Source organism: Ruegeria sp. CG3 (assembly GCF_056537205.1).
The window spans coordinates 270,924-284,803 of record NZ_JBQFRC010000001.1; the positions used below are offsets into that span (position 1 = coordinate 270,924).

Below are 13,880 nucleotides of genomic sequence, written 5' to 3' on the forward strand. Positions count from 1 at the left end.
CGCCTTACTCGATGATGACCAGAGGAGTGCCGAATTCGACAGCGTCGCCATCCCCGACCAGGATCCGCTTGACGGTGCCGGATTTGGGGGCGTGGATGTGGTTCATGGTCTTCATCGCTTCGACGATCAGCAGCGTGTCGCCTTCGGAAACAGATGCGCCAACGGCAATGAACGGGGACGCGCCGGGTTCCGGCTGCATATAGACGGTACCAACCATGGGCGAGGTCACCGCGCCAGGGTGGCTCGCCGGGTCCTCGACGGCAGCGGGTGCTTCGGCGGGGGCAGCAGCGGGGGCTGCGACAGGTGCCGGCGCGGCAGCGGGTGCCGGGACGGCAACTTGCACAGGCGCGGCTGTCGGGCTTACTCGGCTGACCCGGACGTTCAGGCTGTCTTCTTCGCCATATTCCCGTTTCACCTGCAACTCAGTCAGGTCGTTTTCGCGCAAGAGTTCGGCCAGTGCCTTGATGAACGTCACATCCGCTTCGTGTCTGTTGTCTGTCATGAGTGTCCTCGAAGGTTCCCCTTTGGCCCGTCTATCTGCGCGGGCTCTGGTCAATTACGCTGCGTTATAAGGCAACCGCGCGGCCATGAAAAGCGCCGACTGGGGCCGTTCGGCCCCGGTTTCTGCGTTATCGGCAGGGTCCACGACGGTCAGAGCGGCGTGCCGGACAGTTTGGCGACCAGTTCCGGCAGCTTGCGCGCGCCGAATTTCTCGAGCAGCCGGGCGCGGTAGGCTTCGATGGTCCGGTAGCTGAGCCCCAGTTCGACGCCGATTTCCTTGGCCGACAGGCCGCGACAGGACAGGATCGCGACTTCACGTTCGCGTTTGGTCAATTCGACCAGCGGGCGTTCCTCGGAAATGTCGGAAAAGCTCCATATTCCATGGCGGAATGGGTCATCGGGTGTCAGCGACCGGCCGCGGGCGCGACACCAGAACAAGTCGCCGTTGCGGCGGCGCATGACCCGCTCGTCCGTGTAGTAGCCGGTGTCCCGCATGACCTGAAGACTTCGTGCGCCAATTCTCTCCCAATCGGCAACGGAAGGGTAAAGGTGCAGCAAAGGCAGGTTGCGGTAGTCGGATTCGTTGCCCCCGAATGTCCGGGCAAACTGCAAATTGCACCGCCGGATGATGCGGTTTTCAAGCTCGACAAGCCCGATAGGTGCGTATTCGAAGGCCGGATCACTCATTTGCCTATCGTGCCGCCAATTCGGCCGGAATTGAAGAGGGCATTGCAGCACAGGATTGCTTTGGCGTCCGAAAGCGATCAGAGCCCGGCGAAAGCCACGACATTGTCAATGTTGTAAAACTGCTTTGAAAAGGGCGGCGTAAATCATATAAATACATGAAGTATTCAGAAAATACGGGGTTGTTTCGAGGGCAACTCGAACACGTTTCGGCGGGGGCATCATGCGTGATTCATTGACGGGCAGCCGTATCCGCGAAAGGCGGCAAATCTCGGGATTGCGTCAGGCCCAGCTGGCGCGTCAGGTCGGCATTTCAGCGTCATATCTGAATTTGATCGAGCACAACCGGCGGCGCATCGGGGGCAAACTGCTGGTCGATATCGCTTCGGCTTTGTCCGTTGAGCCTTCGGTTTTGACGCAGGGGGTCGAGGCGACGCTGATCGCGGCTCTTCGTGAGGCGGCGGCGGATGCGGTCGGCCAAAAGGCCGAGGTTGAGGCGCTGGATGAGTTCGCCGGCCGGTTTCCCGGCTGGGCCGCTGTACTGGCACAGATGCATCGTCGGGTGGTTTCGCTGGAGCGCACCGTGGAAACCCTGTCAGACCGGCTGACCCATGACCCGCACCTTGCGGCATCCATGCACGAAGTCCTGTCCGCCGCAGCAGCGATTCGGTCGACAGCCGCCATCCTGGCGGAACCGGGCGAGATCGAGGCCGAGTGGCGCGACAGATTCCACCGAAACCTGCACCAGGATGCCGAACGTCTGGCCGAAAGCTCAAAAGCTCTGGTCGCCTTTCTGGACGAAAGCGAGGACACCGGCGAACGGCGCGGGTTGCCGATGGAGGAGGTCGAGGCATTTCTGGAGAAGCGCGGGTTTCATTTGCCGGAACTTGAGACTGGACAGGACCCGGTATCCCTCGCGCAGGCCGAGATGGCCTCTTCCGCCTCAAGATCTGTCGCGCGTCAGGTGCTCGACGCCTATGCGGCGGATTCCCGGGCCATGCCGCTGGAGGCGGTTTCGCAGGCACTGGAGGTCGAAGGCGTTGATCCCCTGCGTCTTGCCGCACGGTTTTCGGTTGAAGTGCCGACAGTCCTGCGACGGCTTGCGTTTCTGCCCGAGGATGTCATGCCGCGTCCGGCCGGTTTGGTCATATGCGATTCATCGGGAAGCATTTTGCTGTTCAAGCCGGTCCCCGGTTTCGCAATGCCGCGCCACGGCGAAGCCTGTCCTTTGTGGCCGGTCTTCAGCGCGCTGAACCGGCCCCTTGTGCCGATCCGAAAACGTGTGACCCTGTTGGGCCGGACGCCGGCGGATTTCGACTGCTTTGCAATCGCCTGGCCTCAGCCCGTCAGCGCCTTCGGTCAGGAACCTGTGTACAGATCGGCGATGCTGGTGCTGCCGGTAGAAGAGCCCGGCGTGGCCACCGACTTGCCGGTACAGGTCGGCACAAGCTGCAGGATCTGCCCCCGAAAGCCGTGCGACTCCCGGCGGGAGCCGTCGATTTTGAGTGAAGGTTTTTGACAGTTTCCTGACACAGCGATTAATCTGCACTTGGCAGGTGGCTGGAGGTGCGACCGGTCTTGGGGAGGAAGTGAACATATGAGCCGCAAGGTTCTGTTGATCGAGGATGAACCGAACATCACGGAGGCAATCAGGTTTCTGCTGACCCGCGAAGGGTGGCAGGTCGAAACCCATGCCGAAGGTGAAAACGCGGTTCAAACGATACTGTCTGCGCAGCCTGATCTGGTCATTCTGGATGTGATGCTGCCCGGCAAGAGCGGTATGGATGTTCTGCGCGAATTGCGCGAGCACGAGGAGATGCGCGCCCTGCCTGTTCTGATGCTGACCGCTCGCGGTCAGTCGCGGGACCGCGAGATGGCGGAAAAAGCAGGCGTCAGCCGGTTTATGACGAAACCGTTCTCGAATACCGAAGTGCTGACGGCTGTGCGTGATTTGCACGCGCAGGCGTCACAGTCATGAACACACCGGAAAACGAGCCAGCCCGCCCGACAGGCCCGCGTCCGTCGGTGTTTTTGGAACGGCAGAGTTACCGCCGCCGAAGGCTGGCCGATGCGGCCCGAATGCTGCCCTTTGTCGGCGCGGGCCTGATCTGCATCCCGCTGCTGTGGCCGGATCCGGGGCCGGAAAACTCTGGCATCCCATTGTCGTCAGCCATTCTTTATATCTTTTCATGCTGGGCCGCCCTGATCGTGGTCAGCCTTCTGTTCGGTTTTGCTGCCCGGCGGATGTCGTCCTCGGAAGGGTCCGCGGCAGAGAGTGAGCAATGGCCACGCTGAATGTCCTGATCCTTGTTTGCCTGGGCTACGTCGTGCTTTTGTTCGGCGTTGCGTTCGCAGCCGATCGCATGGCCGCCGCGGGGCGAGGCAAATGGCTGCGGTCACCGTTGATCTACACGCTGTCTTTGTCGATCTACTGCACCGCCTGGACCTTCTATGGCGCGGTTGGCAATGCGGCCCGGTCCGGTCTGGAATTCGTGACGATCTACCTCGGGCCGACCTTGGTGATGATCAGCTGGTGGTGGGGGCTGCGCAAGCTGGTGCGTGTGGGTCGCAGCCAGAGGGTGACATCAGTCGCCGACTTGATCTCATCGCGTTATGGCAAGTCGAACACCTTGGCCATTTGTGTGACTATCCTCGCCGTGCTGGGGGGCACACCCTATATCGCGCTGCAACTTCAATCGATAACGCTGTCTTTCTCGATTTTCGCCGAGGCCGATCCTTCGGGCCTTTACCGCGAGGGCGCCAGCGTATTCTGGGTGGCCGCGGGTCTGGCCGTGTTTGCCATTCTGTTCGGCACCCGGAATCTGGATGCCAATGAACGGCACCATGGTGTGGTGACCGCCATCGCGTTGGAATCCGTCGTCAAACTGTTTGCTCTGTTGGCGGTGGGTATCTTTGTCGTCTGGGGGGTGGCCGGAGGCGTCACGCCTATGATGGAGCGGATCGACGCGTCGGAAATCGGGCGTTGGAACGTGGATACCGGACGTTGGATGGCCATTACCTTCCTGTCGGCGGCTGCTTTTGTCTGCTTGCCGCGGATGTTTCAGGTCATGGTCGTCGAGAACGATGACGAAAGTCACCTGAGAACGGCGGCCTGGGCGTTCCCGCTCTACCTTCTTTTGATGAGCCTTTTCGTGGTTCCCATTGCGGTCGTCGGGCTGGATCTGCTGCCGGCCGGGTCAAATCCGGACCTATTTGTGCTGACGGTTCCTCTGTCACAGGGAAATGACTGGCTGGCGATGCTGTCTTTCATCGGCGGTTTTTCGTCTGCCACGTCGATGGTCATCGTGACGGCGATGGCCTTGTCGACCATGGTCTCGAACCACGTCGTGATGCCGATCTGGCTGAATACACGCGAGAACGCCAGTTCCATGTCAGGCGATGTGCGAAACGTGGTGCTGATGGCGCGCCGGGTTTCGATTGCCGCCATCATGGCCTTGGGGTTCTTCTACTATCGTATGTCCGGTGGCGGCGCCGCGCTGGCCTCGATCGGCTTGGTGGCATTTGCGGGTGTGTCGCAGATTCTGCCGGCTCTGGTCGGCGGCCTGTTCTGGCGCGGGGCGACACGGACAGGTGCCCTTGTTGGGCTGAGCGTGGGGTTCTTCCTTTGGATCTACACGCTGTTGCTGCCGGGGATGGGCGGCAGTGTCATGTCCGCCTCGGTCATCGAAAACGGTCCTTTCGGTCTGGGGTGGCTGCGTCCGCAAGCGTTGTTCGGTCTTGATGGTTTGGACCCGATGACCCACACGGTGCTGTGGTCGCTGTCACTGAACACGTTGGCCTTTTGCCTAGCGTCACTTCTGAGCTTTCCCAGCCCGCTTGAACGGTTGCAGGGGGCGCAGTTCGTCAATGTCTTTGATCATTCTGTCGCGCCCGGGGGGTGGACGGGGTCCGTTGCCCAGAGTGAAGACCTGATGATCATGACCCAACGGATCCTCGGGGCCGGTCCCGCTCAGGATTTCTTTCAGGCCGAGGCGGAAAAGCAGGGCGTGCGCGGGCGCTGGCCAGAACCTACGCCGGGTTTTCTGGAGCGGCTGGAGCGCGAATTGAGCGGCTCGGTCGGTGCGGCCACAGCTCATGCCATGATCGGGCAGATCGTCGGAGGTTCGTCCGTTTCGGTCGAGGATCTGTTGGCGGTGGCCGATGAATCCGCGCAGTTGCTCGAATACTCCAGCCAGCTTGAGGCGAAGTCGGCCGAACTGAGCCGAACGGCCCGCAAGCTGCGCGAGGCCAACGAAAAACTGACCCAGATCTCGCGTCAGAAAGATGCCTTTCTGGGGCAGGTCAGCCACGAGTTGCGCACTCCGATGACGTCCATTCGTGCCTTTTCGGAGATCATGCGGGACACTGACGGGCTGAGCGCTGAGGATTCCCGGCGTTATGCGACGATCATCCATGACGAAGCGCTGCGACTGACGCGGCTGCTGGATGACCTGCTGGACCTGAGCGTTCTGGAAAACGGTCAGGTCAGCTTGAATATGGGTGATGCCAGCTTGCGGACGGTTCTGGATCGGGCCGTTTCAACGACTATGGCCGGAGCAGACAGCCCTTTGACCATTCGCCGCAATCTGTCTGCCGAGCGCATCGCGTTGCATTCCGATCTGGATCGCCTGGGGCAGGTCTTCATCAATTTGATTTCGAACGCACAGAAATACTGTGACGCGCCCGAGCCGGTCCTGACGATTTCAGCCCATGATGTCGGTGGCCAGGCGGTGATCGACTTTGTCGACAATGGCAGCGGCATCCCGCCGGACGCCCAGTCGATGATCTTTGAGAAATTCGCGCGAGTCGGATTCGACAAGGCGGGTGGTGCGGGCCTTGGACTGGCTATTTGCCGTGAGATCATGCACCGGCTTGGGGGAGAAATCACCTATCTGCCCGGGCAGGGCGGCGCAGCGTTCCGCGTGAGCCTGCCATTGCCTCACCGCCAGGCCGCTCAGTAACGGCCAAGTAAAGGTATTCGTAACGAAAAATGGGCTAGACCAGTAACGAGCAGAATCGAAACTGGCGGACCGTTGCGATGTCAAAGACTGTCAGCGCGGCCTTGGCGCGTAAATTGTCGGCAGGACAAGAGGGGCCGGGTAGCAAATCCCGGGCGCTGCTGCGGGCATTGCGCCTTGCGATTGCCCGCGCCGCGGTCGAACGGTTCAAACTATCAGCATCCGTCATTGGCGCGAAACAGGCCAGAAGATGCCAGGAAGTCGTCGCGAACGGGCTGGAAGACGGTCAGATGTTTCTGCTGTTCGCGACCAAGGAGGGCAGGGTGGCCAGTGTTGTCTTGGACGTCGGTTTGGTCTCGGCGGTCATCCAGAAGCAGACAATGGGCGAAGTATTCCCGGACCCGCCCCAGCCTCGCGCCCTCACCGACACCGATGCGGCAATGGTGGTCCCGTTGGTCGAGGACATGCTGGAACGGGCCCGAGAACTGGTCGATGATCAAAGCGATGCAGCCCGCCTGAACGGATATGAGTTCGCTTCAAGGGCGGTCGATCGGCGCACGCTGTCTTTGGCACTGGTCGAGGACGGGTATGATGCGTTCGAGTTCACGGTTGAAGTCGAGGGCGGTGTACGGCAAGGAACGGTCCTCATCCTGCTGCAGGAAATTTCGGTGGTCGAGGGGCAGCACGGGCATGCAGATTTGGAGCCTCTCAAGACACTGTCGCAAGCCGCAGGCGTGGTTCGGGCCGAACTCAATGCGGTGATTTGTCGGATGCATCTTCCGCTGACAACGCTGTCGGAGCTGGGCATCGGGGATCTGCTGCCACTTGCGGGAGCGCGACTTGATCGGATCGACATTGCCGCGATTGATCGGACCCAGGCCACTACGGGACGTCTGGGCCAATGTGGCGGTCAACGGGCCGTGCGTATCAACGAGTTTCTGCAGCCAACTGCCCCAACACGACCCGAAGCGCAGAGCTTTGTCGAGCACAAGCGAAGGGACGCGCCGGCTGAAATAGCAGATGTTGATTTGTCGCGTCAGGACGCTGTTGCCCAAGACCGATCGCATGCGCAATCCGCAGTGGATGAAGACTTCGCGCAAACAAGCACCGACCGCCTCGCGTCCGAAATATCCGAATTGGCGGGTCTTCCGACTCTTGCGGAACGACCCAACGACTGACGTTTGAAATCAGGTGCTCGCAGCCCGCATCTGCAGCAATGCCGGGCGCAGACCGTCCAGCGCGTAGCCCGCCTTTGCCGTGGCTTCGAGTATTTCATCGGGGCTCATTGTGTCGCACTGCCCAAGGGCCCAAACGACGGAACAGCGGGTGCCCGAGGCACAGTAGGCAAGAACCGGGCCTTCGCAAGACTCGGCAAGGTCGCGCTGCCGTGCCACGTTCTCGGGCGTCATGGTTTGGTGCGTCAGTTCAAGCACCTCAAACTCGAGACCCGCATCCCGCACGGCCTGGCCGATTGCCTCTGATTGCATGGCCGCAGGCACTTCGACATTCGGCCGGTTGCAGATGACCTTGACGAAGCCGGCGTCAACGATGGCGGGCACATCCTCGACCGTGATCTGCGGCGAGACGAAATAGCGGGGCGTGATCTGTCGAATCTCCATGCCGATTTCTTAGGTCGCAGAGTCAGCCCTGTCCAGTTCCACGGCGTGACCGTTCTTGCGCAATGCGGTTTCTTCCGCTGCGGCTTTTGCGGATTGATGTCTGTCAAGGCAGTTTGGTCGAAATCAGGTTAATATTCGATCGACTCGCGGCCCAGCGCCGGCCGCCGGATAGAGCGCGGGCGATTTCTTGCTGGGTTTGGGCGGGTCCTGTGTTGGTCTCAGTCCTGTTACCTATATCAGGCAGGATGGCAGCATTTGGGAGGATGGACATGACCACGAACGAGCTTTTTTTCGAAGCCGAGCGGCTGGAGCGGAAACTGCACGGGGCAAATCTCGAGACCCGTCTGGCACTGCAGCCCAGTGTCACCAAGGTAATTGAACGCATGCGCGCTCAGGGCATGAGCGTACCATCGCGCTTTCGACGGCTGGACGCTGCCTTGATCGAAGATGCGGTTGAAGCCCAGTTCGACAATATGCCGATTTGACGCCGGCGGTCAGCCGAACGATATGCCAAGGATAACCAGCATCAGTCCTATGACGGACAGAAACAGCGCACCCATGTTCCAAGGCAGCACCCGCTGAACGGCAGCCCGCAATTCGTCGTCAGTCAAGCCTGACCGACGAGCCTTCATCACGCGCAGAATGCACCAGACCAATCCTGCCAGCCCGGCCAATGACAGGCTGGCGCCTCCCCAGATGAACACCTCGAACATTGCGCCCCGCATCGTTCTGTTTCGCTGCCGATGCGCTTAGCGGATCGTTGCCGGCGGCACAAGGCAACCAGCCCCATTGTTCGCTTGCGGCGGACCCGCCGGCACGGTATCCGACATGTTGCCCGTGACCCCGGCTAAAGAGAATTCCACTTGGGAGAGACGCATATGGAAGACATGACCGAAGACCAGGCCGCTGCGAACTACCGCGTGACAGCAGGCGAGCTGCGCCAGTTCATCGAACGGTTCGAACGTCTGGAGGCCGAAAAGAAAGACATCGCTGACCAGCAGAAGGAAGTGATGGCTGAGGCCAAGGCACGTGGCTACGACACCAAGGTGATGCGCAAGGTTATCGCGCTGCGCAAGCGTGACAAAGACGATATCGCCGAAGAAGAAGCGGTGTTGGAAATGTACAAGGAAGCCCTGGGCATGTAAGCCTCGGGCCTTCTGAGGCTTCGGTCAGCGCCCCAGAAACCGCACGCCCGGCATTTTCTTGAGCCGTTCCAGATCCTGTGTGTAAAGCTCAGAAAACGCCGCGTGGATTTCGGCGCTCCACCCGGGGAAGTCCAGTTCCTCCTCGATTCTGTCCGGCAAGGCGTGCTGCGAAAAGACGGCCGCGAGGCGGTCTTGCAGGAGGGCGGGGTCGGTGTGCCCGACCTGTTGGATCTCTTCAATCTCCCGCTTGCCGTCTGCGTCAACCAGCGAGGACAGCAGCGAAAACTCCTCGGTCAGCGGTATTTCGGCGCTCAGACCGCACAGGCTGCGGATGATGTCCCCCCAGATCAACGGGCACTCCTCATTGGCCCAGACCGTAATGGAAACGGAGGGGGCAAGATCGTGAATATCCTCGATAAGGGTCAGCCAACTCAGGCAACTCAGGTCCGTTGACGCCAGAATGCTCTCGCGGGTTTCGTCCGGCAATGCCATCAATACCTTGGGTATGAAGCTGCCCGGATTCTGCAGCCCGATAAACAATTCGACCTCGTGTTCTTCGAAAGCCTGATCCAGCAAGGCCAGCCGACGACCTGCATGGGGGAAGAATTGGCCGTCCTTTATGGCGCTGTTCAGTTCTCCGATGAAGTCCGCAGTGCTCATGACCACCCGGCCGGTTTCCGGATCATCAGGAATTTGGGCTCTCAAACGCTCGAAGGCATCTGGTGTCAGCTTGCCTTCGTCCAGTGCATTCAGCGGCGTCTTGAATGCCTTCCGGAACCTGCGCGGACCAAACAGCACAATGCCGTTTTCCTGCAATACTTTGGCATTCGCCTTAAGCGATTTGAGCAGGAGCCCCCCGTCTGAATAAACCACACCGGAGTGAATGGCCACATGCATGTCGACCGCTGTCCTTGCCCTTCGATTGAATACGTTTCGGGGTTACAGGTTGAACGATAGACAGTCAAACCTGCCATTCTTTCGCAATGATAAAGATTGCCTGAGAACGTCGAAACTTGATTGTGGTCAACAGGACAGCGCCAGGAACAACCGGGTCGAGATGCCTCGCAACCACCGTTGCGGTGTACCGATCTGCGGCGTCTGTGTTGCAGATGATCGAGGCGATTTGATTTGGCGCCGATTTTCCGCATGTTGTTGCGCAATTCCGTCGCAAACCCGCTTGCCTTTATTGAGGCTTTCACCTAATCACAGCGCCATCGGCTCTATGGGATTACTTGTCTTTCGTTAGCCATGTAATCACAGTGGGTTGAAAAGGTGGGAGTGGTAGCCCGTTCTTGCCTGTGCCTGCAAAGGTATTTGAAAGCGTAATGCTTGCCCCTATAGCTCAGCTGGTAGAGCAACTGATTTGTAATCAGTAGGTCCGCGGTTCGAGTCCGTGTGGGGGCACCATCTTCTCCGAAAACGCAAAAAAGCTTGTCCTTGTCTGAGCGGCTTTCCGGCGGTGCGGTACGTTGTTTTCTATCCATCGTATTTTTTATACCTACCCCGCTCGTTTGGGTGCGCTTGGCAGGGTTGTTCTCTGGGGTCTCGATTGCGAGGCCAATTCAGGATATGGCTGCGACACTCTTCTGCCACTTCTGGGAACTGTGTTCGCTCGCGGGTGTACAGATAGACATCACGAACGTCCGACAAATCCTCGATCGGACGGAAGGCAGTGTTTTCCGGCAAAAACCGTGCGACCGTTTCGGGCAGTATGGTCACCCACCGCCCGGTTGCGACCATGGCGATCAACGAGTGAGTGTTGTGCACCGTGATCGCAGACTCTGCGATTACGTCTTCGAAACCGGGATTTTCAATGAGTTGGCACAGCGAGTTGTGCACGAATCCCTTGGCCGCGACCTGGCTCAGCGTTGGTGGCTCGTGCGCGGTGATCAGGGCGTGATCAGCGGCGGCCACAAGCCCGAACCTGTCCTGAAACAGCGGCTCGGCCTGTATTCCGTTCAACGGGTGATGACCCGAGGCAATCCCCACATCCGCCCGCCCCTCGGCGAGGCTGTCCAAAACCTGTCGGGTGTCGGTGTCCCTCAACTCGATCTTCAGGCCGGGAAAGGCGCCGGACAGGTGGTCAAGCAGCGATGGAAACAGCAGTGCTGCCACCGAAGGGACGGAAACGATCCGGATCAGCCCTTGGGACGCTTTGGCCAGGGCTTCGATACTTTGGACCGTGTCGTCAAATTGGCGCACCTGATTTTGGGCGAGGGCAAAGACTTCCGCCCCCAGAGGCGACAGCTGGTTCTTTCGCTCACCCAGGAACAAGCGTTTGCCGAGATGCTCTTCAAACTGTTTCAGGGTCATCGAGACCGCAGACTGAGTGCGACCCAGACGGCTTGCGGCTTCGGCAAGATTTCCGGACTGGGCGACTGTGCAAAAGCTGCGGAGCATTTCCAGTTTCAGTGACAAATTTCAGATTTCCTGAAGTTCATTAAATTTGTTTGAGTTTGCCTGATGTCCGGGCAGAGGTCTATTCTGTTCGTGAAACGTACCGGACCCGAGGCCCCCTGTGACAAAATTGAACCTGATTGCCGGCGAATGGATGGCCGGCGACACCGCGATCGAGAACCGCAACCCCTCTGATCTGACGGATGTGATTGGCCTGTTCGCCCAGGCAAGCGCCGATCAGCTGTCCGCGACCCTCGACCGGGCACGTATCGCGCAGTTGGAATGGGCGGCTTATGGGTTGGAACGCAAGCAGGCGGTTCTGATGAGTATCGGGACCGAGTTGATGTCCCGCGCCGAAGAGTTGGGGCGGTTGTTGTCGCGAGAAGAGGGGAAGCCGTTTGCCGAGGGCAAGGGCGAGGTTTACCGCGCGGGGCAGTTCTTTACGTATTATGCGGCGGAATGCCTGCGCCAGATCGGCGAAAACGCGGACAGCGTACGTGAGGGCGTCGAAATCGACGTGCGCCGCGAACCGGTCGGGGTTGTCGCGGTAATCTCTCCTTGGAATTTCCCGACAGCTACGGCCGCGTGGAAGATCGCACCGGCCTTGTGTTATGGGAACGCCGTAGTGTGGAAGCCAGCCAACCTGACCCCCGCCTCAGCCATGGCGTTGACTGAGATCATTGAACGTCAGGACATTCCCAAGGGTCTTTTCAGTTTGGTCATGGGGTCAGGCGGCGCAATCGGACAAAGACTGGTTGAAAGCCCCCAGGTGGATGCGATTTCGTTCACCGGGTCGGTGCCCGTCGGCAAAGGCATTGCCGCAGCAGCCATCCAGAACCTGACCAAGGTGCAGATGGAGATGGGCTCAAAAAACGCGTTGGCCGTGATGGATGACGCGGATCTGGATCTGGCGGTGTCACTTGCACTGGGCGGGGCGTTTGGCGGCACCGGGCAGAAGTGCACCGCCTCTTCGCGGTTGGTGGTCCATGCCGCGATCCACGACGCGTTTGTCGAGAAGCTTGTCGCCGGCGCCAAGGCACTGAAGGTCGGGCATGCCCTGGAGGAAGGCACGCAGATGGGGCCGGTCGTTAGCGAGCAGCAACTGCAAGAGAACCTGGCCTATGTCGAACTTGGCCAATCCGAAGGCGCCGAGCTGGTGTGCGGCGGGCAAAGGCTGGAGCTGCAGCATGACGGGTATTACATGTCGCCCGGCGTGTTCGTGAATACGAACAACACCATGCGGATCAACAGGGAAGAGATGTTTGCCCCGCTGACCAGCGTGCTCAAGGTCGACAGCTATGATGAGGCTTTGACGATCGTGAATGACACGAATTTCGGCCTGACATCGGGCATCGTGACCCAGAATCTTGCACGCGCGACGCATTTTCGACGGCATGCAAGAACCGGTGTCGTGACCGTCAATTTGCCCACGGCAGGCACTGATTATCACGTTCCTTTCGGTGGCCGGGGCGACAGCTCGTATGGACCGCGCGAACAGGGCAAAGCGGCCGCCGAGTTCTACACCACGGTCAAAACCGCCTATATCAGCGCCGGGACCCCGATCTGATGCGGATTGACGGCCTGCAATATGCCAACTGGTCGGAAAAGATCTTCCGGCAATTGCAGGAAGGGGGCGTGGATGCCATTCACGTCACCGTCGCCTACCACGAGAATTTTCGTGAAACGGTTCAAAACCTCGAGAAATGGAACCGCTGGTTCGAGTTGTTCCCGGACCTGATCATGAAGGGACGATCGGCCAGTGACATCGACACCGCGCGTGACACCGGGCGCACGGCCGTTTTCTTTGGTTTCCAGAACCCATCACCCATGGAAGATGACATTGGGCTGATCGAAATACTGTACGACCTTGGTGCCCGGTTCATGCAGTTGACCTACAATAACCAATCCCTGCTGGCGACCGGCTGCTACGAGGCGGAAGACACCGGTATCACCCGGATGGGGCGGCAGGTGATCAAGGAGATGAACCGCGTGGGATTGGTCATCGACATGAGCCATTCGGCCGACCGCTCGACGATCGAGGCGGCCGACCTTTCCGCGCGTCCGATCGCCATCACCCACGCCAATCCGCACGACTGGGCGCCCGCCCTGCGCAACAAGCGTGACCCCGTCATCCGCGCCGTGACGGAAAGAGGTGGGATGCTCGGGTTTTCGGTCTACCCTCATCACCTGAAGGACAAGTCCGACTGCACGCTGGAAAGCTTTTGCGCCATGATTGCCCGAACGGCCGAAAAATACGGAACACAGCATCTCGGGATCGGAACCGACCTGTGTCAGGACCAACCCGACAGCGTTGTTGAGTGGATGCGTGTGGGTCGCTGGACCAAGGAAATAGACTATGGCGAAGGATCGTCGGCGAACCCGGGTTTTCCGCCGATGCCAAAGTGGTTCCGGGACAATCGTGACTTTGACAAGATCGAGGCCGGCCTTCTCGCGGTTGGGATGACCCCGACCGAAGTCGCCGGGATCATGGGGCAGAACTGGTACCGCTTCTTTGCGGACAACTTCGGACCTGTCCAGAATTGACCGGACCGGGGCCGCATATCGCGCGCCGGGAT

15 protein-coding genes and 1 tRNA gene are annotated in these 13,880 nt (G+C 59.7%); 10 read left to right on the forward strand and 6 right to left on the reverse strand.

Going from position 1 to position 13,880, the window contains the following annotated elements:
• Positions 1–4: 4 nt before the first annotated feature.
• Both accB and ACR0NB_RS01310 read right to left on the reverse strand, forming a co-directional pair.
• Positions 5–502 (reverse strand): acetyl-CoA carboxylase biotin carboxyl carrier protein, encoded by a 498-nt coding sequence (gene accB, locus ACR0NB_RS01305; RefSeq protein WP_170337596.1) that lies wholly within the window; start codon positions 500–502, stop codon positions 5–7.
• 149 nt (positions 503–651) lie between these two features.
• Positions 652–1,188, reverse strand: a complete 537-nt coding sequence (locus ACR0NB_RS01310) for a LuxR C-terminal-related transcriptional regulator (protein ID WP_093962677.1) — start codon at positions 1,186–1,188, stop codon at positions 652–654.
• A 220-nt stretch (positions 1,189–1,408) separates the two neighbouring features.
• Between ACR0NB_RS01310 and ACR0NB_RS01315 the strand changes: the two genes are divergently transcribed.
• The 5 genes from ACR0NB_RS01315 to ACR0NB_RS01335 all read left to right on the forward strand — a co-directional run bounded on the left by ACR0NB_RS01315 (position 1,409) and on the right by ACR0NB_RS01335 (position 7,321).
• Positions 1,409–2,704: a helix-turn-helix domain-containing protein gene (locus ACR0NB_RS01315; protein WP_480774750.1), complete on the forward strand. Its 1,296-nt coding sequence runs from the start codon at positions 1,409–1,411 to the stop codon at positions 2,702–2,704.
• 78 nt (positions 2,705–2,782) lie between these two features.
• Positions 2,783–3,163 (forward strand): response regulator transcription factor, encoded by a 381-nt coding sequence (locus tag ACR0NB_RS01320; RefSeq protein WP_093962675.1) that lies wholly within the window; start codon positions 2,783–2,785, stop codon positions 3,161–3,163.
• The gene (locus ACR0NB_RS01325) at positions 3,160–3,480 is read left to right on the forward strand and encodes a hypothetical protein (protein ID WP_480728660.1); all 321 of its coding nucleotides are present in this window, start codon (positions 3,160–3,162) and stop codon (positions 3,478–3,480) included. The genes ACR0NB_RS01320 and ACR0NB_RS01325 overlap by 4 nt, the downstream gene beginning before the upstream one ends.
• Positions 3,468–6,146: a sensor histidine kinase gene (locus ACR0NB_RS01330; protein WP_170538983.1), complete on the forward strand. Its 2,679-nt coding sequence runs from the start codon at positions 3,468–3,470 to the stop codon at positions 6,144–6,146. The genes ACR0NB_RS01325 and ACR0NB_RS01330 overlap by 13 nt, the downstream gene beginning before the upstream one ends.
• A gap of 77 nt (positions 6,147–6,223) precedes the next feature.
• Positions 6,224–7,321: a FliM/FliN family flagellar motor C-terminal domain-containing protein gene (locus ACR0NB_RS01335; protein ID WP_480774751.1), complete on the forward strand. Its 1,098-nt coding sequence runs from the start codon at positions 6,224–6,226 to the stop codon at positions 7,319–7,321.
• Between the two features lie 9 nt (positions 7,322–7,330).
• Here the strand turns inward: ACR0NB_RS01335 and ACR0NB_RS01340 are convergent, their stop codons facing one another.
• The gene (locus ACR0NB_RS01340) at positions 7,331–7,762 is read right to left on the reverse strand and encodes a protein tyrosine phosphatase family protein (protein WP_170538979.1); all 432 of its coding nucleotides are present in this window, start codon (positions 7,760–7,762) and stop codon (positions 7,331–7,333) included.
• Between the two features lie 269 nt (positions 7,763–8,031).
• Here ACR0NB_RS01340 and ACR0NB_RS01345 point away from each other — a divergent pair, with 269 nt between their 5' ends.
• On the forward strand, positions 8,032–8,247 hold the full coding sequence (locus tag ACR0NB_RS01345; RefSeq protein WP_480774752.1) for a hypothetical protein: 216 nt from the start codon (positions 8,032–8,034) through the stop codon (positions 8,245–8,247).
• A gap of 9 nt (positions 8,248–8,256) precedes the next feature.
• Here the strand turns inward: ACR0NB_RS01345 and ACR0NB_RS01350 are convergent, their stop codons facing one another.
• A complete protein-coding gene (locus ACR0NB_RS01350; protein ID WP_093962670.1) occupies positions 8,257–8,475 on the reverse strand; it encodes a hypothetical protein in 219 nt (72 codons plus the stop codon).
• 165 nt (positions 8,476–8,640) lie between these two features.
• Here ACR0NB_RS01350 and ACR0NB_RS01355 point away from each other — a divergent pair, with 165 nt between their 5' ends.
• A complete protein-coding gene (locus ACR0NB_RS01355; protein WP_093962669.1) occupies positions 8,641–8,907 on the forward strand; it encodes a DUF2312 domain-containing protein in 267 nt (88 codons plus the stop codon).
• 24 nt (positions 8,908–8,931) lie between these two features.
• On the opposite strand, the gene ACR0NB_RS01360 is transcribed toward ACR0NB_RS01355, so the two are convergent.
• Positions 8,932–9,804 carry a hypothetical protein gene (locus tag ACR0NB_RS01360; protein ID WP_480774753.1) on the reverse strand — a complete coding sequence of 291 codons (873 nt, stop codon included), beginning with the start codon at positions 9,802–9,804 and terminating at the stop codon, positions 8,932–8,934.
• 434 nt (positions 9,805–10,238) lie between these two features.
• On the opposite strand from ACR0NB_RS01360, the gene ACR0NB_RS01365 reads away from it, so the two are divergent.
• Positions 10,239–10,314, forward strand: a tRNA-Thr gene (locus ACR0NB_RS01365).
• Positions 10,315–10,383: 69 nt separating this feature from the next.
• Here the strand turns inward: ACR0NB_RS01365 and ACR0NB_RS01370 are convergent.
• Positions 10,384–11,325 carry a LysR family transcriptional regulator gene (locus ACR0NB_RS01370; RefSeq protein WP_480774754.1) on the reverse strand — a complete coding sequence of 314 codons (942 nt, stop codon included), beginning with the start codon at positions 11,323–11,325 and terminating at the stop codon, positions 10,384–10,386.
• A 133-nt stretch (positions 11,326–11,458) separates the two neighbouring features.
• Between ACR0NB_RS01370 and ACR0NB_RS01375 the strand changes: the two genes are divergently transcribed.
• A complete protein-coding gene (locus ACR0NB_RS01375) occupies positions 11,459–12,871 on the forward strand; it encodes an aldehyde dehydrogenase family protein (RefSeq protein WP_480775614.1) in 1,413 nt (470 codons plus the stop codon).
• The gene (locus ACR0NB_RS01380; protein WP_480774755.1) at positions 12,871–13,848 is read left to right on the forward strand and encodes a membrane dipeptidase; all 978 of its coding nucleotides are present in this window, start codon (positions 12,871–12,873) and stop codon (positions 13,846–13,848) included. The genes ACR0NB_RS01375 and ACR0NB_RS01380 overlap by 1 nt, the downstream gene beginning before the upstream one ends.
• Positions 13,849–13,880: the final 32 nt, after the last annotated feature.